General features: G+C 71.3%; 25 protein-coding genes. 14 read left to right on the top strand and 11 right to left on the bottom strand.

All coding sequences use genetic code 11. From position 1 onward, the window contains the following. Nucleotide 1: 1 nt before the first annotated feature. Nucleotides 2-841, top strand: a complete 840-nt coding sequence (locus ABGB12_RS05945) for a serine/threonine-protein kinase (RefSeq protein WP_347675240.1) — start codon at nt 2-4, stop codon at nt 839-841. 186 nt (nt 842-1027) lie between these two features. Next, nucleotides 1028-1564, top strand: a complete 537-nt coding sequence (locus tag ABGB12_RS05940) for a maleylpyruvate isomerase N-terminal domain-containing protein (protein WP_347675239.1) — start codon at nt 1028-1030, stop codon at nt 1562-1564. A 19-nt stretch (nt 1565-1583) separates the two neighbouring features. On the opposite strand, the gene ABGB12_RS05935 is transcribed toward ABGB12_RS05940, so the two are convergent. After that, nucleotides 1584-2795: a hypothetical protein gene (locus ABGB12_RS05935; protein ID WP_347675238.1), complete on the bottom strand. Its 1212-nt coding sequence runs from the start codon at nt 2793-2795 to the stop codon at nt 1584-1586. 105 nt (nt 2796-2900) lie between these two features. Next, entirely contained in the window at nt 2901-3701 is an 801-nt protein-coding gene (locus ABGB12_RS05930; protein WP_347675237.1) for a hypothetical protein, read from the bottom strand. A gap of 159 nt (nt 3702-3860) precedes the next feature. Here ABGB12_RS05930 and ABGB12_RS05925 point away from each other — a divergent pair, with 159 nt between their 5' ends. From ABGB12_RS05925 to ABGB12_RS05910, 4 genes are all read left to right on the top strand, one after another. Further along, nucleotides 3861-4235, top strand: a complete 375-nt coding sequence (locus ABGB12_RS05925) for a metalloregulator ArsR/SmtB family transcription factor (protein WP_347675236.1) — start codon at nt 3861-3863, stop codon at nt 4233-4235. Further along, nucleotides 4232-4717 (top strand): SRPBCC domain-containing protein, encoded by a 486-nt coding sequence (locus tag ABGB12_RS05920; protein WP_347675235.1) that lies wholly within the window; start codon nt 4232-4234, stop codon nt 4715-4717. The genes ABGB12_RS05925 and ABGB12_RS05920 overlap by 4 nt, the downstream gene beginning before the upstream one ends. 202 nt (nt 4718-4919) lie before the next feature. Beyond that, entirely contained in the window at nt 4920-5348 is a 429-nt protein-coding gene (locus ABGB12_RS05915; RefSeq protein ID WP_347675234.1) for a hypothetical protein, read from the top strand. Then, nucleotides 5345-5698 (top strand): transcriptional regulator, encoded by a 354-nt coding sequence (locus ABGB12_RS05910; protein WP_347675233.1) that lies wholly within the window; start codon nt 5345-5347, stop codon nt 5696-5698. Before ABGB12_RS05915 ends, ABGB12_RS05910 begins: the two co-directional genes overlap by 4 nt. A gap of 23 nt (nt 5699-5721) precedes the next feature. Here ABGB12_RS05910 and ABGB12_RS05905 read toward each other — a convergent pair whose 3' ends face one another. Next, a complete protein-coding gene (locus ABGB12_RS05905; protein WP_347675232.1) occupies nt 5722-6606 on the bottom strand; it encodes a LysR family transcriptional regulator in 885 nt (294 codons plus the stop codon). Between the two features lie 89 nt (nt 6607-6695). Between ABGB12_RS05905 and ABGB12_RS05900 the strand changes: the two genes are divergently transcribed. Then, nucleotides 6696-8072 carry an MFS transporter gene (locus ABGB12_RS05900; protein ID WP_347675231.1) on the top strand — a complete coding sequence of 459 codons (1377 nt, stop codon included), beginning with the start codon at nt 6696-6698 and terminating at the stop codon, nt 8070-8072. Nucleotides 8073-8152: 80 nt separating this feature from the next. Here ABGB12_RS05900 and ABGB12_RS05895 read toward each other — a convergent pair whose 3' ends face one another. Next, entirely contained in the window at nt 8153-8863 is a 711-nt protein-coding gene (locus ABGB12_RS05895) for a hypothetical protein (protein WP_347675230.1), read from the bottom strand. Between the two features lie 325 nt (nt 8864-9188). Between ABGB12_RS05895 and ABGB12_RS05890 the strand changes: the two genes are divergently transcribed. Both ABGB12_RS05890 and ABGB12_RS05885 read left to right on the top strand, forming a co-directional pair. Further along, entirely contained in the window at nt 9189-9959 is a 771-nt protein-coding gene (locus ABGB12_RS05890; RefSeq protein WP_347675229.1) for a glucose 1-dehydrogenase, read from the top strand. A gap of 131 nt (nt 9960-10090) precedes the next feature. Further along, nucleotides 10091-10963 carry an enoyl-CoA hydratase/isomerase family protein gene (locus tag ABGB12_RS05885; protein WP_347675228.1) on the top strand — a complete coding sequence of 291 codons (873 nt, stop codon included), beginning with the start codon at nt 10091-10093 and terminating at the stop codon, nt 10961-10963. Nucleotides 10964-11033: 70 nt separating this feature from the next. Here ABGB12_RS05885 and ABGB12_RS05880 read toward each other — a convergent pair whose 3' ends face one another. Next, nucleotides 11034-11405 (bottom strand): MerR family transcriptional regulator, encoded by a 372-nt coding sequence (locus ABGB12_RS05880; RefSeq protein ID WP_347675227.1) that lies wholly within the window; start codon nt 11403-11405, stop codon nt 11034-11036. 120 nt (nt 11406-11525) lie between these two features. On the opposite strand from ABGB12_RS05880, the gene ABGB12_RS05875 reads away from it, so the two are divergent. Genes ABGB12_RS05875 through ABGB12_RS05865 form a run of 3 tightly spaced genes read left to right on the top strand, consistent with a single transcriptional unit; the run spans nt 11526 to nt 15044 of the window. Further along, on the top strand, nt 11526-12575 hold the full coding sequence (locus ABGB12_RS05875; RefSeq protein ID WP_347675226.1) for an aldo/keto reductase: 1050 nt from the start codon (nt 11526-11528) through the stop codon (nt 12573-12575). A 45-nt stretch (nt 12576-12620) separates the two neighbouring features. Beyond that, complete coding sequence (locus ABGB12_RS05870) at nt 12621-14375, top strand: amidohydrolase family protein (RefSeq protein ID WP_347675225.1); 1755 nt, start codon at nt 12621-12623, stop codon at nt 14373-14375. Between the two features lie 24 nt (nt 14376-14399). Then, nucleotides 14400-15044, top strand: coding sequence for a TetR/AcrR family transcriptional regulator (locus ABGB12_RS05865; RefSeq protein WP_347675224.1), 645 nt, complete (start codon nt 14400-14402; stop codon nt 15042-15044). A gap of 44 nt (nt 15045-15088) precedes the next feature. Here ABGB12_RS05865 and ABGB12_RS05860 read toward each other — a convergent pair whose 3' ends face one another. The 3 genes from ABGB12_RS05860 to ABGB12_RS05850 all read right to left on the bottom strand — a co-directional run bounded on the left by ABGB12_RS05860 (nt 15089) and on the right by ABGB12_RS05850 (nt 16988). After that, nucleotides 15089-16003, bottom strand: a complete 915-nt coding sequence (locus tag ABGB12_RS05860; RefSeq protein WP_347675223.1) for a tyrosinase family protein — start codon at nt 16001-16003, stop codon at nt 15089-15091. A 117-nt stretch (nt 16004-16120) separates the two neighbouring features. Beyond that, nucleotides 16121-16696, bottom strand: coding sequence for a hypothetical protein (locus tag ABGB12_RS05855; protein ID WP_347675222.1), 576 nt, complete (start codon nt 16694-16696; stop codon nt 16121-16123). Nucleotides 16697-16805: 109 nt separating this feature from the next. After that, entirely contained in the window at nt 16806-16988 is a 183-nt protein-coding gene (locus ABGB12_RS05850; RefSeq protein WP_347676143.1) for a hypothetical protein, read from the bottom strand. 18 nt (nt 16989-17006) lie between these two features. Between ABGB12_RS05850 and ABGB12_RS05845 the strand changes: the two genes are divergently transcribed. After that, a complete protein-coding gene (locus ABGB12_RS05845) occupies nt 17007-17720 on the top strand; it encodes a hypothetical protein (RefSeq protein ID WP_347675221.1) in 714 nt (237 codons plus the stop codon). Between the two features lie 3 nt (nt 17721-17723). Here ABGB12_RS05845 and ABGB12_RS05840 read toward each other — a convergent pair whose 3' ends face one another. Beyond that, entirely contained in the window at nt 17724-18755 is a 1032-nt protein-coding gene (locus ABGB12_RS05840; protein WP_347675220.1) for a hemolysin family protein, read from the bottom strand. Then, a complete protein-coding gene (locus ABGB12_RS05835) occupies nt 18755-20131 on the bottom strand; it encodes a hemolysin family protein (protein WP_347675219.1) in 1377 nt (458 codons plus the stop codon). The genes ABGB12_RS05840 and ABGB12_RS05835 overlap by 1 nt, the downstream gene beginning before the upstream one ends. A gap of 245 nt (nt 20132-20376) precedes the next feature. Between ABGB12_RS05835 and nhaA the strand changes: the two genes are divergently transcribed. Then, a complete protein-coding gene (gene nhaA, locus ABGB12_RS05830; protein WP_347675218.1) occupies nt 20377-22239 on the top strand; it encodes a Na+/H+ antiporter NhaA in 1863 nt (620 codons plus the stop codon). Here nhaA and ABGB12_RS05825 read toward each other — a convergent pair. Then, complete coding sequence (locus ABGB12_RS05825) at nt 22229-23035, bottom strand: mycofactocin-coupled SDR family oxidoreductase (RefSeq protein WP_347675217.1); 807 nt, start codon at nt 23033-23035, stop codon at nt 22229-22231. The genes nhaA and ABGB12_RS05825 overlap by 11 nt on opposite strands. Nucleotides 23036-23079 lie beyond the last annotated feature (44 nt).

Below are 23079 nucleotides of genomic sequence, written 5' to 3'. Positions count from 1 at the left end.
CGTGAGAACGATCGCCGATCGGTACCGGCTGGTCAGCCCTCTCGGCCGCGGCGGCATGGGCCAGGTCTGGGAGGGCTCCGACCTGCGCCTCAACCGCCGGGTCGCGGTGAAGCTCATCCACAAGGCGGATCTGGCGGACACGCAGGAAGCGGTCCGCCGCTTCCATCGCGAGGCCCGCGTCACCGCCCGGATGAGCCACCCCGGCGTGCCCGCCGTCTACGACTTCGGCAGCGCCGACGACGAACTTTTCGTCGCGATGGAATACATCGAGGGCCAGACCGTCTCCGACCTGATCGCCGAGGAGTCCCCGCTGCCCGCCCCCTGGGCGGCGTACCTGGCCGCCCAGGCCTGCTCGGTGCTGGCCGCCGCCCACGCCGGCGGACTCGTCCACCGCGACATCAAGCCGAGCAACCTGCTGCTCACCCGGCACGGCGCTGTCAAGGTCATCGACTTCGGCGTCGCCGCCGCCCCCGGCCTCCCCCAGTTCTCCCAGATCACCCAGGCCGGCCAGATCCCCGGCACCGCCCGCTACATCGCCCCCGAACTCTACGAGGGCGCCTCCGCCGGCCCCGCCTCCGACCTGTACGCGGTCGGCCGCCTCCTGGAGGAACTCCTGGGCGAGGACCGGTATGACGTCCCCGCCCCCTTGACCTCCCTGGTCGACGCCCTGCTCTTCGAGGACCCTCAGGACCGTCCCGCCGACGCGACCGAGGTCTTCACCGCACTGCACGCCTTCATCGGCCCGCTCCCGCACCTGCCCGGCGCCCTGGCCTCCGAGCTACGCACAGACCCGACCCACCTCTACACCACGGCCCAGGCCAAGGCCTTCCCGAGCCACTAAGCCGAACGTAGAAAATTCGGACCTCGTCCCCGGCCCCTCAGCCGTCGAGGCCGTCGTCGCCCTCCTGCTGCCCGAAGTCCTCACCAACGTCGTCCGCCACGAAGGCGCGTCTTCTTCTTTCTCTCCGCTTCTCCGCGACGTCCGCCCGTCGATCGTTTCGCTCCGCCACCCCGTAGGGTGGCGTTCGTGGACAGAGCCGCTCTGATACAGCAGATCGATGACGCGACCGGGAGGCTTCTCGCCACGGCGGGGCGACTCACCGACGAGGAGGTGCGGCGGCCTTCGCTTCTGCCGGGCTGGACTCGCGGCCATGTGCTCACCCATGTCGCACGGGGTGGTGACGCCCTGCGCAACCTTCTGGTGTGGGCGCGCACCGGGGTCGAGACCCAGGCCTATGCGAGCCGGGAGGCGCGGGACGAGGCGATCGAAGCCGGGTCCGGACGGCCCGCCGCGGAACACGTCAAGGACATCGCCGGCTCGGCCGAGGCGTTCCGTTCCGAGGTCGCCGCCATGCCCGAGGACTCGTGGGAATTCACGTTGCGCGTCCCGGGCATCCCGGACCTCCCCGCCGAGGAGGTCCTGCTGAGGCGGCTCGTCGAGCTCGAACTGCACCATGCCGACCTGGGCGCGGGCTACCTCCCGTCCGGCTGGCCGTCCTTCTTCAAGGAACTCGCCCTTCCCGAACCGATGAGGTCGCAGCGCGAAGAGCGCCTGGCCTGGTGACCGGCCTGGAGCGTCGCCGTCACCCGGGGAGCCCGAGGAGGACGTCGGCGGTCGTCCGCAGGGTCCGCGCGGACGGGTCCGGGAAGGCCGCGAGGCCGGCGGTCAGGCAGACCGGCCAGGAACCGGTCTCGTGGACGCGGTCCAAGAGGTCGCGGGCCGGTTCCGAGGCGATCGCGGCGTCCAGCCCGGTCAGGTACATGGACCAGAGGAAGAGGGAGGAAGACGGCGGCGGAACCCGGGCGCGCGAGGCGAGGAGACGGGCGCGGGCCGGATCCCAGAGGAGCACCTCTGCCGCCAGCGCCGTCCAGGACAGTGCGCGCAGGAGCGGGTCGGGGACCTCGGGGATGAGGAGTTCGGTCTCGTCGGCGGCGGCCGAAGCCCGGTTCTCGTCACCGATCTCGTGCAGGGTCAGCACCAGGCCCAGCAGTTCCCCGACGCGCTCGTAGGGGTCCGCGACGGCGGAGATGAGGACCCGCACTTCCGCGAGGAGGGCTTGGACCCGGCTCTCCTCGCCGAGCAGAGCGGCCGCCTCCATCAGTTCCGTCAGGACCGCCGCCCGGTTCTCCGGGCAAGCGGAGACGAGGGCTTCGGCCCGCCCCGTGAAGATCCGGACCCGTTCCCGGTCCCCGAGGACCGCCGCCACTTTCGCCAGCTCCGCGGCCGTCCACACCGCGCGCTCGGGATCTCCGAGCATCGCCGCCACCCGCGCCCGCTCCTGCCCGGGAGCCGACGGGAGAGGGGACGGGAACAGCCCTTCGGCGTACTCGATGAGCGCCCTGGCCCGTTCCGGGTCCTCGCCCGCCACCCTGGCCGCCAAGGACACCGCGTTCGACGCCGCCTCGCCCGGCTCCGCGAGGTCCAGGATCAGCGCCTCGATCTCGCCCGCCAGCCGGGGGGCGTCCTCCGGCGGCGTCAGCCTCATCAGTTTCAGGAGTCCAGCGACCCGCGAATTCTCTTCGGGTGCGGACAGCGCCAGCTCCTCGGCCAGGTCCAGGCCTCCGGCGGCCAGCGCGGCCTCCAGGAGATCGCCCCGCTGCCCGGCTCCGGAGAAGGACCGTGCGAGATCCCTGCCCCGCTCGTAGAGGGCTCGACTCCGGTCGCGATCGACGGCCGCCACCGCGACCGCGAGCCGCGCCAGCGCGCACGATTTCTCGTAGGGGTCGCCGTCGGCGCCGCCACGGACGACGGCCCGCCGAAGCAGCTCCGGAAGGTCCGCCTCGGTGATCCCCACGTCGTGCCTCACCTTCCGGGAGCCGATCGGACGGCGAAGCCCGAAACGGCGGGACGGGACGGGGCGAGGCGCCCAGACGCAACGGTACCGCGCGGGACGGGGCGTTCAGCGAATCGAGATGTCCTCCGGGCCCGAGGGTTCGCCGGGCAGGTAGACGATGTGGGGGAAGTCGCCGACCGTCGCCCGGTGCAGGGCCACGATCACGAGGTTGTAGGCGATGTGGACGGCGATGGCGAGCGGCAGCCCGTACTCGAACACGACCAGGAACAGGAACATGCCCAGGTACCACGACCAGATGAAGCCGACGAGCCCCTGGTAGCCGTGGCTGTTGCGGAATCTGGCGTTGCTGGCGAGGATCCCGGCACCGACCGTCCAGGAGTGGTCCGTCAGCAGCTCCCGCAGCCGGTGCCAGGTGGCGAAGTCCGCCGCGGGGATCAGCAGGTCCTCGAAGAACCAGCGGACGGGGTGCAGGTCTGCGAAGCCGAGCAGGAGGAAGTCCGCGAAGGTCGCGCCCGCGATCGCGGCGTAGAAGATCAGCCACCGGTCGAGGACCTCTTCCAGGGTGCTCCTGAACACCACCGCCGCGGGGCTGAGCGTCTCCACGACGCTGCCCGGCGGAAGCCGGTCCAGCTGCCACCGCATCCGCCGGGCCGCGGGGATTCCCAGCACCGACCGCAGGAATCCGAACGCCAGCACCGGCCAGACCAGCCCGAGTGAGCCGAGGAACGCGGGCCAGGGCCGCTCCTGCACCGTCCAGAACGTGCCCCACTCGAAGGGGATGACGTCGGGCGCCCGCCATTCCACCAGTAGCACCAGGAGAACGGATCCGGCCACCCCGAAGGGCAGGACGGAGCACGCCAGACCCAGGCAGACGGCTGACGCGTGTGCCCTTCCCCCGGCGGCCATCCAGCCACCCCCGTCCGCACGGTTCGAGCGGTCCCCGTCATCGTGCGGTCGCGTCGCCCTGCCGTCAACGGCCTCCGGCGGCCCGGATCGGTCAGCGGATCCCACGCGTCCCCGTGAGTCGCTTTACAGGCGGGGAGCCCCGCGATAACGTACAACTAAATGGTTGTACGTGAGTTGGACGAAGAGACCGTGGACCGGCTGTTCCACGCGCTGGCCGACGCCACGCGCCGCGACATCCTGCGCCGCTCCGTGCGGGGCGAGCTGTCGGTGTCGCAGCTGGCCGAGGCCTACCCGATGAGCTTCGCAGCGGTGCAGAAGCATGTCGCGGTGCTGGAACGGGCAGGGCTGATCACCAAGGAGCGCCGCGGACGGGAGCAGCTCGTGCGCACCGATCCCGAGGCCCTGCGCCGCGCCCGGCAGGCCCTCGACCTGCTCGAGGCGGCCTGGCGCGGACGGGTGGACCGCATGTCCGACCTCCTGGCCGAGGACCGCGGACCGCAAGAGAACGACACGACGAGAGGACAAGGCACATGAGCGTCACCAGCGTCGACAAGGACGTCGACAACCTGACCTTCACGCTGATCGCCGACTTCGACGCCCCCGTCGAGCAGGTGTGGCAGCTGTGGGCCGACCCGCGCCGCCTGGAGCGCTGGTGGGGTCCGCCTACCTACCCGGCGACCTTCAAGGAGCACGACCTCACCCCCGGCGGCGACGTCACCTACTTCATGACCGGCCCCGAGGGCGACCAGCACCACGGCTGGTGGCGCGTCCTGTCCGTCGACCCGCCGACGTCCCTGGAGTTCGTCGACGGCTTCGCCGACACCGAAGGCAAGCCCGCCGAGGACATGCCCAAGACCACCATGCGGATGCGCCTCACCGAACACGCCGGCCGCACCCGCATGGAGATGCGCTCGACCTTCGACTCCCGCGAGCAGATGGAGCAGCTCGTCGACATGGGCATGATGGAAGGCCTCCGCGAGGCGGTCGGCCAGATGGACACCCTGCTGGCGGCCTGACCGAGAAACAGCACCAAGACCGCACCCAGAGGGGCTCCCGTTCATCCGGCTCACCGGATGAACGGGAGCCCCTCCCCCTTTCCGCATCGTGAGATCACTACGCGAAGCACCGCAGGCGCGCGCCTCGCTCGTTCCACCGCCTTGCCGGCGATCCTCAACTACTTTAGTGTTACTAAAGTAGTTGAGCAGAGGAGAAGAACGTATGCACGACGAAAACGAGGGTAGGGCCGCTCGGAAGGCGCTGGCCGAGGCGGAACGGGTACGCGAGCAGGCACGGCTGTCAGGGCGGTGGTTCAGCGGGTTCCTCGCGGGGCTCGGTGCGGCGGCGATCGTGTGGATCACGCTGCTGGAGGCGGTGTGGCCTGACGGGGGCGCCCGCGGCTACACGGCCGGCGGAGGGGCGGCGCTGTTCCTGCTGGCCTCCTGGCGGGCCGAACGGCACGGAGTCTTCCCCTCGGGGGCCTCCCGGCGGCTCATCATCTCCACGGCCGTCTGGTTCACGTTGTACCTGCTGGTGATCGGGCCGCTGGTCCGGTGGAAGCTGGAGACCTCGCTGCCCGCGTGGATCGCCGCGGCGACGGTCATGGCGCTGCCGTTCTTCGCCGCCGCGTGGACGGCCCGCCGGTCATGACCCATCCCCGGCACCAACTGGACGCGGTCATCCACACCCCGGCCCGTTTCTCCATCATGGCGCTGCTCGCGGCGGTGGAACGGGCGGAGTTCCGGTTCGTCCGCGACACGGTCCAGATCAGCGACTCGGCTCTGTCCCAGCACCTCACCACCCTGGAGAAGGCCGGTTACGTCACCATCCGCAAAGCACAGGCCGGAAGACGCACCACCACCTGGCTGGCGTCGACCCCCGACGGCAGGGCGGCTTTCACCCGGCATGTCGCGATCCTCAACCAGATCGCGTCACTGCACGGCGACATCGACGCCCTCGAAGACCGAGAGCCGGACTCGCATGAAGGACGAGCCGGGTAGTCGGCTCCCCGGGAAGGAGGCCCTCAGTGCTCCGCGCGGGTCAGTTCGCTCGCGGTGTACAGCAGCGTCCGCAGCTCCGGCTCAGGCTCCCTGTCCGAGCGCCACACCAGCCGCAGCCACGCCTCGGGCGGGGCCTCCTCCAGTTCGATCCGCACCAGCTCCCCCGACGCCAGCGCCCCGTCCACGATGAACTCCGGGGTCAGGACGATCCCCAGGCCCTGGAGCGCCCAGTTCACCGCGACGAACAGGCTCGGCAGCTCCACTCTCTGCCCGTACGAGCCGAAGAAGAGGTCGGCCGCCAGATGGAGCAGGCAGCTGGTCGGCCCCAGCAGCACCTTGTGCTCCCGCAGGTCCGCCCGGGTCACCGTCCGGCGCCCCGCCAGCGGATGCGTCGGCCGCACGACCGGGACCAGCGTCACGGGCTCCAGGTCGACGAAGTCCAGCCTTCCGCCGGTCGCCGGCAGATCCGGCTCCCGCACCCCCTTCAGATCCAGTACCAGCGCGGCGTCCAGGTCGGCGCCGAGCAGGCCGGTGAGCACCTCTCCGCGGGTGGGGAACGGAACGATGTCCAGCCGGATCTTGGGGCACCGCTCCTCCATCCGCGTGAGCACCGGAGGCAACCGGGTCGCGATGAGCGTCTCCAGCGACCCGAACCGCAGCGGACGCCGGACGCCCGCGACCTCCCTGCGGGCCCGGTCCAGGTCGTCCAGCAGCCTCGGCGCCCAGTCGAGCAGCCGGTTTCCCGCCTCGGTCAGCGTCATCCCCGTCGGCGAGCGATCGAACAGGGACACCCCGAGGCCGTCCTCCAGCACCCGGATCTGCTGGGAAACCGAAGACGGGGCCAGGCCGAGGGTGTTGGCCGCCTCGGTGACGGTGCGCTCCCGCACCACGGCCAGGAACGTCCGCAACTGTCGATAATCCACGTTCGGAAGAACCGAACGCGCCCTGCGGATCTTCCGGTCGAGAAGAAACCGGCCGGCGCGCAGCATCTACCACCATGTTCTCGCTCCGTCTCCTGGGCATCTCCCTCGGCTACTTCGTGGTCCTGCTCGACAGCACCATCCTCAACGTCGCGCTCTCCGACCTGCGGCGCTCCCTGGGCGGCACGGTCGCGGGCCAGCAGTGGACGATCGCCTCCTACACCATCGCCTTCGCGGCCCTCCTGCTGTCCAGCGGCGCCATCGCCGACCGCTTCGGCGCTGCCCGCGTCTTCCGCTTCGGCCTCGTCGCGTTCGCGCTCACGTCCCTGCTGTGCGCCCTCGCCCCCACCCTCGAACTCCTGATCCTGTTCCGCGCGGCGCAGGGCGCGGCGGCCGCCGCGATCCCCGCCAGTTCCCTCTCCCTGCTGGGAGAGCTCTACCGGGTCCCCGCGGAACGCGCCCGAGCGGTGGGGACCTGGGCGGGCACCAGCACCCTGGGCCTCGCCGCAGGCCCCCTCCTCGGCGGGCTCCTGGTCGGCGCGGGCGGCTGGCGCGCGGTCTTCCTGATCAACCTTCCGTTCGTCCTCGCGGCCCTGCTCCTCGTGGGCCGCCGCCTGGCGCCCTCCCCCGCCACGAGCCGCGCCCTGGACTGGCGCAGCCAGCTGGCCACCGCCACCACTCTGGCCCTGGTGAGCGCCGCCCTGATCGAAGGCGCCGAAGCCCCCTACCGCGCGCTGCTCCTCGCCGTCCCGGCGCTCCTGTCGGTCCCGGTCCTGCTGGCCGCCGAACGCCGCAGCCACGCCCCCGCCTTCCCGCCGCGGCTCCTGAAGGTCCGGGAACTCCGGCGGCTCCTGTTCACCGGCGTCGTCGCCCAGTTCCAGCTCGCCGGCTCGATGTTCGTCCTCGCCCTGTACTTCTCCGAGCACCGCCACTACTCCACGACCCTCAGCGGCCTGGCGTTCCTCCCCCTGGTCCTGGGCCCGTCGCTCCTGGCCTCCCCTGCCGGACATCTGGCCGTCCGCTTCGGCGGCGCCCGCGTCCTGAGCTGCGGTCTGGCCGTCGGCGTGCTCGGCGACCTCCTGGCCGCCGCCGCGATCCTCGCCAGCGCCCCCTATCCGGCCCTGTGCGCGGCCCTCGTCCTGATGGGCCTGGGCACCCCCCTGACCCTGGTCCCCCTGACCACCCAGGTCATCGACGCCGCCCCCGAGGGCACCGGCGGCCTGACCGGCGGCCTGTTCAACGCCGTCCGCCAGATGGGCGCCACCCTCGGAGTGGCCCTCCTCGGCGGCCTCCTGGCCCTCTCCGGCCCCGCGACGGGAACGGCCTGGGCCCTCCTCACCACCGCCGCCGTCCTCCTGGCCGCCCTCCTCACCCGCCTGAACCGCGGCGGCGGGCGTCCGCGGGCCGTCGCTTCGGAGAGCGGACAAGAAGCCATCCGTGGTGGCGCCCGTTAGCGAAGGGCCCGAGGCCGTGAGACGGACCGGTCGGGGAGCGTCGGCGTATCCGAGTCCTCTTCAGCGGTCCCCGCTCCGTGTCACCTTCCGTGGGGAACCGGGACGGCGACGGGAACGGCGGGACGGGAGAAGGCAAGGCCGACGCCTGCGATCAGGACCCAGACCGGGCCGATGAAGCCGGCGGCGTACTGCAGAGGGGAGACGCCGATGATGAGGGTGAGGCCGCCGAAGAAGGCGCTCACCCAGCCGAGCCACAGCGGGACCGCGCGGTGGCGGAGGGACGCGGCGGCGACCGCCACGCCGGTCAGGCCCGTGCCGACCCACAGCCACGGGATCGTGCCGATCCAGTGGGCGCCGATCAGGGCGAGTTCGGGGGCGAGCATGTCGCGCTCGCCGGTGAGGGCGAAGTACAGCTCGGTGTCCAGGCCGCTGCCGAGCAGGGTGGCCGTCGCCGTCAGGACCAGGCCCAGTGCGGCGACCGCCGGGAGCAGGCTGCCCTGGGGCAGCGCGGGGCGCAGCCGCCGCCACAGGCCCGCCGCGAACACCGGCAGCAGCACCGTCGCCGTCATCAACGCCAGGTGCAGCACCAGCAGCGAATCCGCCTGCCCGATGAACGCCTCGGTGACCTTGAGTGCGTCACCGGCGGTCTTCTCGTCGTAGGCCGCGGTGATGCCGTTGCTCGCCTGGACGGCGACCACCCCGGCGAGCCCGGTGGCCGCCCCTGCCCAGGCCCACAGGGATCCTTTCCCGGTTCTGCTTCCGCTCTCCCGGGTCACGTCGACGGCGTTCATGGCTGTCCCCTCTCGTGTGCGGCGTTCCTCACGCCGCCGCCACGCTCCCAGCGTTCGTGTCCCCCTCACCAGGTACGGAGCATCCCGTCCGCCAGGACATCGCCCCGACGTTCCGGGCACAAGTCCCGACGAGGGAGCGGACCAGGACGAAAGCCCGACGCGTTCGCAGGAGTCGTCCGCCCGCGCGGCCGTCATGAATGCGCGCCGCTTCCTCCGCTCGCGAAAGGATCGGCCTTCCCGAGATATTGACGCTCAGCCTCAATTGCTACAAGGTCCCAAGTACGTATCAGGCCGTGCTCCGCCGGCCGCTTGTCGAGGAGGGCGCATGGACGCTGAGAAGCTGCGGTCGCTGTTCGATCTGACGGGGCGGGTCGCCGTCGTCACCGGCGGCACGCGGGGCATCGGACGTGCGATCGCCGAGGGCTTCGCCGCCGCCGGAGCGAGCGTCGTGGTGGCCAGCCGCAAGCCCGAGGCCTGCGCCGAGACCGAAGCGCACCTCAAGGCGATGGGCGGATCCGCCCTCGGCGTCCCCACCCACCTGGGCGACCTCGACTCCCTGGACGCCCTCGTGACGCGCACCACCGAGACCTTCGGCGGGCTCGACATCCTCGTCAACAACGCCGCCAACGCCCTCGCGCTGCCGCTGGGCTCCCTCACCCCCGAGGCGTTCGCCAAGTCCCAGGACGTCAACGTCCGCGGCCCGGTCTTCCTGGTGCAGCGGTCGCTGGAGCACCTCACCGCCAGCCCGCACGCCTCGGTCATCAACGTCGTCTCCGCAGGCGCGTTCATGTTCTCCCCCTACGTGGCGATGTACGCCGCGGGCAAGGCCGCCATGGTCGCCTACACCCGCTCGATGGCCGCCGAATTCGCACCGCGCGGCATCCGCGTCAACGCCTTGGCACCCGGCGCCGTCGACACCGACATGGTCCGCAACAACCCGCAGGAGATCCAGGACCACATGGCCGGCGCCAGCCTGCAGGCCCGCCTGGCCCACCCCGACGAGATGGTCGGCCCGGCCCTGTTCCTGGCCTCCGACGCCTCCAGCTTCGTCACCGGCCAGACCCTCCACGCCGACGGCGGCCTCGTCGCCCGCTGACCGCCGGGACTCGTCTCTCGCCGACAGCGGTCCCGTTCCCGGCAGCGGGCCGCGCGGCGACGGCCTGCGCCGTGCTCGACCCCACGACCTGTTACCGCCACCGGGCTCCGCACCGGAACGAAGGAATCCCCATGCTGATCAACGGCGACGCCTACCTGCGCGACACCCCCGCCTCGGGCAAGACGGTGCGCGTGGAGGAGCCCGCACCCGGCGTCCGGCTGCTCACCCTCGACCGGCCCGAACGGCTCAACGCCATGTCCGGCGAACTCATCAAGGACCTGCACCACGCCCTCGACGCCATCGCCCTGGACGACACCTGCCGCGTCGTCATCCTCACCGGTGCCGGACGCGCGTTCTGCGCCGGCCTGGACCTGCACGACCCGCCGCGCCGCCACACCTCCGAGCCGGCCTCCGAAGAAGAAGCCGCCCGGCGCAAGAGCCCCCAAGCCGCCATGCACGTCCAGCAGGCCATCGCCTCCCTCGTCCCCAAACTCCGCAACCTGCGCCAACCCGTCATCTCCGCCGTCAACGGCCCCGCCTCCGGCGGCGGCCTCGCCCTCGCCCTGGCCAGCGACATCCGCATCGCCTCCACCACCGCCAAATTCAACGCCGCGTTCGTCCGCATCGGCCTGTCCGGCTGCGACATCGGCGTCAGCTGGCTCCTGCCCCGCCTCATCGGCGCCGGCCCCTCCCACGAACTCCTCCTCACCGGCCGATTCGTCCACGCCGACGAAGCCCTGCGCCTCGGCCTGGTCAACCGCGTCGTCGACGACGGCAAAACCCTCGAAGCCGCCCTGGAGACCGCCGCCCTCATCTGCGCCAACAGCCCCATGGGCGTGTGGATGACCAAAGAAGTCGCCTGGAGCCAACTGGAGGTCTCCAGCCTCCAAGCCGGCATCGACCTGGAGAACCGCACCCAGATCCTCACCTCCCACACCCGCGACATGACCGAACAGATCACCTCCTTCCTGCAACGCCGCCCGGCGGACTACACCGACTCCTGACCGTATGGCGGCGCCGTCGGCGGACGGCCCCGTGACGAGACGAACCGCCCGTAGCCGATCCGCGGACCGGCTACGGGGTGCACCGGTGGTCGGAGGCGGGCCGGTCGAGGATGTCCTCGTACACCCCGACCTTGTAGACGATCAGGTCCAGGCACTCGTTGAGCCTGCGGATCTGGGCGACCACGTCCTCCCGGTGCCGTCGCAGCAGCGCGAGGCGCTCCTCCTCGTTTCCCTCCCCCCGCCTGACGAGCTCGGTGTACTCGCGGAGCGCGGGCAGCGGCATGCCGGAGGCGCGGAGGATGGTGCAGAGGGTCAGCCATCCCACGTCGTCCTCGTCGTAGACGCGGCGTCCTCCGGCGTCACGGCGCACGGGGTTGACCATGACGCCTTCGCTTTCGTAGAAGCGCAGGGTATGAACGCTCAGACCCGTGCGTTCGGCCACCTGCCCGATGCTCAGGCTTGGCGCGATGTCGGGCATATCCCTCCCAAGCAGGACTTGATCTAGAGCCGACTCTAGGTCCTAAGGTGCGGCGCACAAACGATCGTTCGAAGGAGCAGGAACATGCGCTACCGCGTCCTCGGCGGCACCGGCATCGAAGTGAGCACCTACTGCCTGGGCACCATGATGTTCGGCGCCGTCGGCAACCCCGACCACGACGACTGCGTCCGCGTCGTCCACGCCGCCCTCGACCAGGGGATCAACTTCGTCGACACCGCGGACATGTACTCCGCGGGCGAGTCCGAGGAGATCGTGGGAAAGGCCCTCCAGGGCCGGCGTGATGACGTCGTGCTCGCCACCAAGGTGCACTTCCAGATGGGCGAGGGACTCAACCGGAGCGGCAACTCCAGGCGTTGGATCGTCAAAGAGGTCGAGGAGAGCCTGAGGCGCCTGCGGACCGACTGGATCGACCTCTACCAGATCCACCGCCCCGATCACAGGACCGACATCGAGGAGACGCTCTCGGCTCTGGGCGACCTCGTACAGCAGGGAAAGATCCGCGCCTTCGGCTGCTCGACCTTCCCTGCGGACGAGATCGTCGAGGCGCACCACGTGGCCGAGCGCCGCGGCCTGCGTCGCTTCAGGACGGAACAGCCGCCCTACTCCCTCCTCGCCCGGGGGATCGAGGCATCCCTGCTCCCGGCCTGCCGGCGGCTCGGGATGGGGGTGCTGACGTGGGGCCCGCTCGCCTCGGGCTTCCTGACCGGAAGGTACCGCAAAGGCCGGCCCATCGACCTGTCCACCGGTCGCCCCTCGCTCAATCCGGCGCGCTTCGACCCCTCGCTCCCCGTGAACGCCGGCAAGCTCGACGCCGTGGAGGAACTCGTCGCGCTCGCGGAGAGCATCGGCTGCTCGCTCCCCCAGTTGGCCGTCGCCTTTCCCGCGGCGCACCCCGCCGTCACCTCCGTGATCATCGGGCCGCGCACCATGGACCAGTTGGAGGACCTGCTGAAGGGCGCGTCGCTCACTCTCGACGACGCGGTCCTGGACCGGATCGACGAGATCGTGCCCCCCGGGACCGACCTCTACCGGCCCGACGGCGCCTGGCTCCCGCCGGACCTGAAGGACGCGGCGAGGCGGAGGCGCCCTCTCGCGGAGCGCGCCGCGGGGTGAAACCGGGTCTTGACACATAGAGACCGATTGGTTTCTATCTGGGGCATGGGATACGACGTCATCATTCGCGGCGGGCGCTGGTTCGACGGGACGGGCGCGCCTTCGGCCGTCCGGCATCTGGGACTCAAGGACGGGCGGGTGGCCGCCGTCTCGGAGACGGAGCTCGACGCGGACGGGGCGCAGGTCGTCGACGCCGCCGACAAGTGGGTGATGCCGGGATTCGTCGACATCCACACCCACTACGACGCGGAGGTCCTGTCCGCGCCGGGGCTCGGGGAGTCGGTGCGGCACGGGGTGACGACGGTGGTCTTCGGATCCTGCTCGCTCAGCACCGTGCACGTGGACCCGCTGGACGCCGCCGACCTCTTCAGCCGCGTCGAGGCCGTGCCGCGCGAGCACGTCCTGGCGACACTGGAGGAGAAGAAGACCTGGTCCAGCGCCTCCGAGTACATCTCGGCGCTCGAAGAGCTGCCGCTCGGGCCGAACGTCGCGATGTTCCTCGGGCACTCCGACCTGCGGGCCGCGGTGATGGGGCTGGGGCGCTCCACCGACAAGGAGGTCAAGCCGACCGACGGCGAGATCCGGAAGATGGAACTGCTCCTGGTGGACGCCCTCCGCTCCGGGATGCTCGGACTGTCGGAGATGCGCAACCCCTGGGACAAGCTCGACGGCGACCGGTACCGCTCCCGCACCCTGCCCTCGACCTACGCCGGCCGGGCCGAACGCCGCCGGCTGCAGCGCATCCTGCGCAGCTCGGGCCGCGTCCTGCAGTCCGTGCCGAACCTCTCCTTCCCCGTCGCGCTGATTCCCGCGCTGTGGTCGGCGATCGGCTGGGGCGGGAACAAGCCGCTGCGCACCAGCTACCTCACCGCCGCGGACGTCAAGGCCAACCCGCTGATCATGCACATCATGGGCCCCGTCGCCCGGCTGGTGAACCGGCTCGGCGCGGACTTCCGCTGGCAGCACCTGCCCGTCCCGTTCCAGGTGTACGCCGACGGCATCGACCTCGTGGTCTTCGAGGAGTTCGGGGCGGGCGCCGCCGCCCTGCACCTGAAGGACCAGGTCGAGCGGAACACGCTGCTCCAGGACGAGGAGTACCGCCGCTGGTTCCGCCGCGAGTACGAGAACAAGTTCTCCCCCCGGGTCTGGCACCGCGACTTCTACGACGCCCACATCGTCGACTGCCCCGACGACTCCGTCATCGGCAAGACGTTCGGGCAGGTCGGCGACGAGCGCGGCATCCACCCCGTCGACGCCTTCCTCGACCTCGTCGTCGAACACGGCACGAAGGTCCGCTGGCACACCACGATCTCCAACCACCGGCCGAAGGCGCTGAACAAGCTCAGCTCCCTGCCGGAGGTCCAGATGGGCTTCTCCGACGCCGGAGCCCACCTGCGCAACATGGCCTTCTACAACTTCCCCCTGCGCCTGCTGCGCCGCGCGCACCAGGAGGGCTTCATGACGATCGAGCGCGCCGTCCACCGCCTCACCGGCGAACTGGCCTCCTGGTACGGCATCGACGCGGGCCACCTGCGCGAAGGCGACCGCGCCGACCTCGTCATCGTCGACCCCGAGCACCTCGACTCCGCCCTCGACGAGATCCACGAGGCTCCGGCCGAGGCGTTCGGCGGCATGCGGCGCATGGTCAACCGCAACGACGCCACCGTGGTCGCCACCTTCGTCGCGGGCAGCCGGGTCTTCGGCGAAGGCGAGTACTCCCCCGACCTCGGCCACCGCCGCACCGGCCGTTTCCTCCGGGTCGGCGAGGCCCGCGGCACCGTGGACCCGCGCACACTCTGAAGCCCCGGCGCTACCCTCGCCCGAGTGAGCACGCAGCAGCCGCCCTCGAAACGACGGACCCAGCGCGAACGCAAGGAGGCGACCGTCGCCCGCCTGGTCGACGCGACGATCGCCTCCATCTCCCAGGCCGGTTACGCCGGCACCTCCGTGGGCGAGGTCTGCAAACGCTCCGGCGTCTCCCGAGGCGGCCTGTTCCGGCATTTCGACTCCCGCCTCGACCTCGTCGTCACCGCCGCCGAGGAGGTGGCCCGCCGCCATCTGACGCTGGTGCGCCGCCGCCTCGCCGACGCTCCCCCCGGCGACCTGCGCGCGGCCCTGACCCTCATGCGGGAACGCCACCGCGACGAGACCAACGTCGTCTGGTTCGAGCTGATGGTCGCCGCGCGCACCGACGATGACCTCCGCGTCCGCCTCACCCCCGTGGCCGCCCGCTTCTTCGCACAGGTCACCGGAGTCGCCCGCGAGGTCCCCGTCCTGGCCGCGCTTCCCGACGAGGCGCTCCATCTGCTCGTCTCCTCCGTCCGCAACCTCTTCGACGGCGAGGCCATCTCCCGCACCGTCGTCCCCGAGCCGGAGGTCGAGGACGCCCGCCTCGCCCTCCTGGCCGACTACGCCGACTTCCTCATCGCCCGCTACACACGGGCCTCCCCCCTCCCTCAACGCGGATAGAAGCGGCCCGCACCCGCCCCGAAGGGCAGCGGCCTCCCCGCCTGCTACGCCGGTTTCCTCCTCGCGCGTTCCGCCGCGGCGCCCCAGCGCGGGTAGGCGTAACCGAACGCCTCGGCCCGGAGGTCGAGGGTGGCGGCGACGGTGACGCCGAAGGGTTCCAGGAGGTCCCCGAGACCGGCCTGTCGGCCCTGCGACGTCCCGTCGTAATCGCGCGCCCGCGTGGGATCCCGCGCCTGCCGTTCGGCCCACAGCAAGTCGAGGAAGGCGCGGTGCGACCAGAAGAGAGGATCGTTCGGCGCGGACAGCGCGCTCAGGTCCCCGCCGAGCTTCTCCTGCACCGGGGCGGCGAGCACGGACTCGACTGCGGCGCGGAACACGTCGTATCCGGAGCCTTCCGCCAGGATCTTCTCGACGTCCTCCGCGCCGGGGAAGGCGCTGAGCCCGCTCCCTTCGTCGTACCAGCGCCGCAGCCGGTGCGGAGAGGGATGCGCGACCGTCCAGTCGGCGAAGGACCCGTCCCGTACCTCGCGCCCTTCGCCGGAGCCGTTCCCTCCGAAGTACGCGCCGCCGAGCACCACGGACGCCGCGGGCGCCCTCGCGTCCGGCGTCCAGTCCCAGTAGGGCACCCGCACCGACGGGTCGATCCGCTGCAGGGCGAGTTCGAACCGCCGCAGGAACACCCGGTTCCACGGCAGGAACGCCGGGGTGCCCTGGGCCGTGTGCGCGTGGTCGACGTGGACCCGCACGATCCCGTCGTACTCGCTCGCCCCGCCGCTCCTGCGGTTCAGCGCCCGGACCGCCCGCACGTACCTCTCCCACCGCTCCGCCGGAAGCGCCCGGACCTCGGCCCGGACCGCCTCGACGGCGGCCCCTCCCGTCCCGGACGGACCCCACGCCCCCGCGAGCACCGCACCGCCCGCCGCCCACCTCAGCACACCGCGCCGGCTGATCTCGCCCATCGCCCCTCCCGAGCCCCATTACCGGACGCCCCCAAGCTAACAAGATCAAAAACGCGTCCCGGGGTTCTCCACAGCCAGGGAATCCTCTCCTCGGAGCAAGGTCGGACCCTGGTCCGTTCAACCACTCGCGCCCGTCCGTCCGGTCCTGTCCGGCAGCAGGGCCGGACGCGGGACCAGCGGGAACAGGCCGCCCGCGATGAAGACCGCCCCGAGGGGGAGCAGGTCGAGGTTCACCGCGATCAGAAGGAAGCCGAGGAACACCAGGACCGGGCTCCACGCCGGAAGCAGGCGCGGCCTCGCGGCCGTCAGCTGGACCATCAGCGTCAGCAGCCCGAGCTGGAACAGCAGCGGACCCGCCGCGTACAGCGGATCGGGCAGCGGAGCGGCGTCCTCCAGCCGCTCGAACAGATCGCACAGGATCACCCAGAGAAATCCGGCGACGCCGATCAGACCCGCCGCCGTCGCCGGGTCCGCCACGATCCGCGACCCCGCCGCCTCGCGGACCAGCCGCCGCAGACCGACGATCAGAACACCGAACAGGACGAACGCGGCCAGGAAGAACGTGTGGCCGAGATTCCAGGCGAGGCCTGGCCCGCGGTCGCCGTCGAGGCCGTCCACCAGCCGGAGGATTCCGTAGAGCAGCAGCAGGACCGGGGCCGTGGCGGCCGGGATCAGCACCGGGCGGCGAGACATCCGAGAAGGGTTCACCCCTGCAGCCTCCGCCGACCCTCCCTCTCACGCCATCAGGGTTCTCCCTGCGGTGTCCCTGAGACGCCCCTGAGCCCGACGCCGTCTCCCCTGGTCACGTCTCAGGGTCGTCTTCCGGCCGGACCTCGTCGAGGCGTTCGTGGAGGCGCTGCCGGATCTCCTCCGGGGTGTAGGCGCGGCGGCGGCGTTCGGAGCGGACGATGACGGCGCCGGTCGCCGCGACCCCCGCCAGACCGGCCAAGCCGAGCAGCTTCCACCAGTTCATACGCTTCATCACCCGCCTAGGCTACGAGACATGACGGCCATCAGCCTGGAGAGAGCACTCGAACTCACCCGGACGGGAGACATCTGGATCTTCCGCGGGCGTTCACCCGCCGACCGGGCCATCCAGACGCTGACCAACAGCCCCGTCAACCACGTCGGCATGTCCCTGGTCATCGACGACCTTCCGCCGCTGATGTGGCACGCCGAGCTGGGCCGCTCCCTGCCCGACCTGTGGTCGGGCGCCAGGCACCGCGGCGTCCAGCTCCACGACATGCACGACGCCGTCTGCCACTGGGCCGCCCGCTACGGCCAGCGCGCCTGGCTCCGCCAGCTCGACCGGCCCGTCACCCGCGAGATGGAGGACGCCGCCCTCAAAATGATCGCCCGCCTGGACGGCACGCCCTTCCCCTCGACCGCCCGTCTCACCACCCGCTGGTTCAAGGGCCGCCTCCCCTTCCCCAAGGAACAACAGGCCCTGGAGAGCGCCTACTGCGCCGAGGTCGTCGCCCTCACCTACGGCGCGATGGGCCTCCTCCCCAAGCGGAGGCGCCCCAACTGGTACGACCCGGGCCGTTTCTGGAGCGGCGACTCCCTCACCCTCGCCGACGGCTTCGAACTCGGCGGCGAGATCCTGGTCGACGTCCCCGCCGTCACGCCCCGCCCCGTTCCCCGGCGCCGGGCGCTCCGGCCGGTGTCGGCCCTCCTCGGCGCGGCGAGGAGACGCGGGACCGTCCGAAGAAGGTGACGTTCACCGTCCGGCGGGAGCCGCCTGACCGCTCTCGGACCGGGGGAAGAGGTGGCGGAGGATGTCGGTGATCGTGATGACTCCGGCGACCTTCCCTCCCTCGGTGACGAGGGCGAGCTGGTTGCTGGTCTCCCGCATCCGGGCGAGGGCCGTGTAGACGGGCGTCTCGGCCTCCATCCGGTAGGCCGGGCGGGTCAGGTGCTCGATGCCGGACGTCTCCGGGTCGGTCAGCGTGTCCCGCACGTGGACGACGCCCCAGTCGGTGCCCGGCCTCCGCACCAGGATGCGCAGATGCTTCGATGCCCGGCCCGCCGCCTGGACGTCGGCCACCGTGGCGCCCTCGGGCACGCACGTGGGCGCGGCGTCCCGCTTCACCAGGTCGCCGAGCCGCAGCTCCTGCAGGTCCAGGGCTCCGGAGAGCTGCTGGGAGTACCTGCTGTCGAGCGCCCCGACGTTGGCCGAGTGCTCCACCAGGTGCCGCAGGGCCTCCGGGTCCTGGCCCGCCGCGACCTGGTCGGCGGCCTCCACCCCGACCTTGCGCAGGCACCGGTTCGCCGCCTCGTTCAGCCCGCGCAGCAGCGGCCGGGTCAGCCACATGAACCCGCGCATCGGCAGCGCCAGCATCGTCGCGGACTTCTCCGGATGGGCGATGGCCCACGACTTGGGCGCCATCTCCCCGACGACCAGGTGCAGGAACGTCACGATGACCAGGGCGAGCACGAAGCCGGCGGCGTCGGCCGTCCACGGGGCCAGCCCCCAGGAGGAGAGGACCGGGGTGAGCCAGTGGTGCACCGCCGGCTTGGTGATGGCGCCCAGCGCCAGCGTGCAGACGGTGATGCCCAGCTGCGAGCCGGCCAGGAGCACGGTGAGCTCCGAGGCGCTGCGCAGCGCGGCCCGCGCGGACCTGCTGGTGTGCGCGGCGTCCTCCAGCCGGTGGCGCCTGGCGGCGATCAGGGCGAACTCGACCGCGACGAAGAACGCGCTCAGCACGATGATCAGGACGGTCGCCGCGAGGACGACCCACGGGTTCTCCATCAGTGCTCTCCCTCTTGCGCCGCGGCTTCGGCGTCCCGCCCGATCTCCAGCCGGACGGACGAGGGCACGTGGTTGTCGACCTCCAGGACCTCGACGCTGACGACCCGGCGCGGCGGCTCCTCGATGCGGGCCAGGTCCGCGGGGTCGACGGGGAGTTCGATCTCGAGCCTCGTCCCGGGCTCGGGCAGCGACCCGTGGGCGGCGATCACCAGCCCGGCGATGGTCTCGTAGTCTCCCTCGGGCAGCCGGTGGTCGATGGTGCGCTCGATCTCGTCGATGTGGAAGGTGCCGGGGAGGATCCAGGCATCCCCGGCGTCGTTGGCCGTGGGCTCCTCTTCCTCGACGTCGTGCTCGTCGGTGATCTCGCCGACGAGTTCCTCGGACAGGTCCTCCAGGGTGATGATCCCGGCGAAGCTCCCGAACTCATCGACGACGCAGGCGAGCTGGGACCTGTGCTCGATCAGCTCGTCCAGCACCACCGGCAGGGTCATCAGCGTCGGCACCACCAGGGCGGGCCTCATGATCTCCGCCACCGGTCGGGACGGGTCGGAGGCGGTCAGGACGTCGTCCAGGTCGACCACTCCGACGATGCGCTCCTCGGCGTCCAGCACGGGGTACCGGGAATGCCCGGTGCTCATCTCGCGCCGCACCTCGGCGATGGGATCCTCCTGGTCGACCGTGCCGACCCGGGTCCGGGGGATCATGGCGTGCTCGACGTCCCGCTGTGGGAAGTCCAGGATCCGGTCGAGCAGGATCGACAGGTCCGGCGGCAGGTCGCCGCTGCGGCGCGACTCGGCCACGATGTGCGCCAGGTCCCGTTCGGTGGCCGAGTGCTCCACGTCGTGGACGGGCTCGATGCGCAGCAGGCGCAGCAGGACGTTGGACGACTGGTCGAACACCCAGATCACCCAGCCGAACAGCTTCAGGTAGACCAGCGTGGAGGCCGACAGCCACCGGGCCACCGGTTCGGGCCGCGCGATCGCGAGGTTCTTGGGGAACAGCTCGCCGAACAGCATCTGCACCAGCGTGGAGAACGCCAGCGCCAGCACCGTTCCGACGGCCACTCCGGTGCCGTGGGGCACGCCCACCCCGCCGAGCGCGTCCCCGAGGGACTCGCCGATCATCGGTTCGGCGACGTAGCCGACGAGCAGTCCCGTCACGGTGATGCCCAGCTGGGCTCCCGACAGCATGAACGAGGTGCGCCGCGTCACCTTCAGCGCGCGGGCGGCGGCGCCGTCCCCGGAGCCGGCCCGGGCGTTCAGCCGGGAGCGGTCCACCGCCATGTAGGCGAATTCCTGGGCGACGAAGTAGCCGGTCAGCGCGGTGATCGCGAGCACGACCACCACACCCAGCAGCAGGGAGAGCACGGTGGTCACCGGCGCACCCTCCCCCGGTCACGGACGGGGGAGACGGATAGATCGTGGTCCATGGGTCTCTCTGGTCAGACGAATCACTCGTACAACTCCAAATGAACTGGTCAGGTTCCCCGGACCTGGGCTTTTCACACGGAGACGGCCCGGAGGAGCCTGCCACCAGGGGCGAATACCACTTTTGTAATACTCATCACGCGCGGCCCGGACCGGGGATCTTCTCCGCCCGTCCGGGTAGCTCTTTCGATGCCATGGCGACGAACGACGAGACCCGTGCAGGCGGGGGCGCGCTGCTGGAGCAGCTGTCCGCCCCCCTCAGGCGTTTCCTGACCACCGAGGCGGGCAGCGCCGGGCTGCTGCTCGCCGCCGCCGTGCTGGCCCTGGCCTGGGCGAACTCCCCCTGGTCCCACCTGTACGAGTCCCTGTGGCGGCTGAAGGCGTCCGTCTCCTTCGGGGACGCCACGTTGTCGATGGACCTCGAGCACTGGGTGAACGACGGCCTGATGGCGGTGTTCTTCTTCGTCGTCGGCCTGGAGGTGCGGCACGAGTTCTCCGTGGGCGAGCTGACCGAGCCGCGCCGCGCCGCCGTCCCCATGGCCGCGGCGATCGGCGGCGTCCTCGTCCCCGCGGCGATCTACCTGGCGTTCAACCCGTCGGCGCCCGCCGCGCAGGGCTGGGGCGTGGTCATCGGCACCGACACCGCGTTCATGCTCGGCGCGCTGGCCCTGGTCGGCCCCAGGTTCTCCACCCAGCTGCGGATCTTCCTGCTGGTCTTCACCGTCATCGACGACATCGTCGCGGTGGGCGTGATCGGCCTGGTCTACTCCGGCGAACTCCACCCGCCCGCGCTGATCGCCATGGCCGTCATGTGCGGGACGATCTGGCTGCTGAGCCGCCTGGGGGTCTGGCGCGCCGCCCCGTACGTCCTGGCCGGGCTGGGATTGTGGCTGGCCGCCTACGAGTCGGGCCTGCACGGCTCCATCGCCGGAATGCTCGGCGGGCTGCTCGTCGCCTCCCACGAGCCGGCCCGCGACGCCGTGGAGAGAGCCGCCGGGTACTTCCGCGCCTTCCGGCAGTCACCCCACGTCGAGGTGGGGTTCCATGCCCGCCAGGGGGTGCAGCGGGCGGTGTCGATCAACGAGCGGCTGCAGCTGGCGCTGCACCCGTGGGCCGGTTACGTCGTCGTCCCCCTGTTCGCGCTGGCCAACGCCGGGGTCGACCTGCGCGGCGGCGTCCTCGGCGAGGCGCTCGCCTCCCCGCTCACCTGGGGCGTGGTCTGCGCCCTGGTCCTGGGCAAGCTGGCGGGCGTGGGCGGGACCGCCCTCGCCGCCTCCCGGCTCGGCCTCGGACGACTGCCCCAGGGCGTCGGAAAGGGCCATGTCCTGAGCGGCGCGGCCCTTTCCGGTATCGGGTTCACCGTCTCCCTGCTCATCGCCGGGCTCGCCTTCGACGACCAGGTCATGCGGGACGAGGTCGTCGTCGGCATCCTCATCGCCGCGGCGGCCGCGACGGCCCTCGGATGGCTGCTGTTCCAGATCTCCGCCCGGTTCCTGGGCGAGGGTGACGCCGACCTGCCCCGGTTCCTCGACCGGCCCGTGGACCCCGGCGTCGACCACGTCAGAGGTCCCCTCGACGCGCCCCTCACCCTGGTGGAGTACGGCGACTTCGAGTGCCCCTTCTGCGCCAAGGCCACGGGAGCCGCACGCGAGCTGCGGGAGCACTTCGGACCCGAGCTGCGCTACGTCTTCCGGCACCTGCCCCTCGCCGACGTGCACCCGCACGCCGAGCTGGCCGCCCGCGCCGCCGTCTCCGCCGGTTTCCAGGACCGCTTCTGGGAGATGCACGACCTGCTCTTCGCCCACCAGGACGAACTCGAGTTCGAGGACCTCACCGGTTACGCCGCCGAGCTCGGCCTGGACGTCGAGCGGTTCCTGCGGGACCTGGACGAGGAGCGCACCGCCGGCCGGGTCCGCGCCGACATCGCCAGCGCGGAGGCCAGCGGCGCCCGCGGCACCCCGACCTTCTTCATCGGCGACCGCCGCCACACCGGCCCCTTCGACGCCCGGACCCTCGCCCGGGCGTTGGAGGAGTCCCGCGCGGACGTCAGCGGTTGAGTGCGCCGAGGTCCACCGGCAGCTGGGCGCCGGTGATGTACTTGCCCTCGTCGGAGGCCAGGAAGGCGACCATGTTGGCGATGTCCTCCGGCTCGACCATCTGGTAGGGCAGCGTCGGCATGAAGATGGTCCCGAGCATGGGGGACTGCTCCAGGTAGTCCGTCATCGACGTGTCGGTCATGCCCGTCCTGACGCCGTGCGGGTGGATCGTGTTGACCCTGATGTCGTGCTCGCCCAGCTCGTTGGCCAGGACCTTGGCCAGGCCCACGACGCCGTGCTTGGAGCTCGCGTAGTGGGCGAGGAACGGCAGCCCCTTCAGGCCCGCCACCGAGCTGATGAGGATGACGGAACCGCCCTGCCCCTGCTCGATGAGCGTCGGGACGGTGGCCTTGACCGTCTTCCACACCCCGGTGAGGTTGACGTCGATGATGTCCTGCCACTGTTCCTCGGTCAGCTCCCAGGTGCGGCCGTAGTTCACGATCCCCGCGTTGGCCACCACCACGTCCAGCCGTCCGAACAGGGAGACGCCCTCCTGCACCACGGCCTCCAGCGCGGCCAGATCGCGCACGTCGGCCTTCCGGGCCAGGATCCGCCGCCCCTGCTCCTCCACGAGCTTGACGGTCTCGTCCAGTTCGTCCTGCGTGGCGGGCTCGTACCTGACGTAGTCACTGGCCGGCCCGACGAGGTCGACCGCGATGACGTCCGCGCCCTCGGCGGCGAGCCGTACGGCCTCAGCCCTGCCCTGACCTCGCGCGGCACCGGTGATGAACGCCACCTTGCCCGTCAGACGCCCCATGGTCCTACCTCCACATCGATTGGCACGAGCCATGGTGGCACTCG

The organism is Actinocorallia sp. B10E7 (assembly GCF_039871655.1).
Classification (GTDB): domain Bacteria; phylum Actinomycetota; class Actinomycetes; order Streptosporangiales; family Streptosporangiaceae; genus Actinocorallia.
This window is presented reverse-complemented; position numbering and strand designations above follow the sequence as displayed.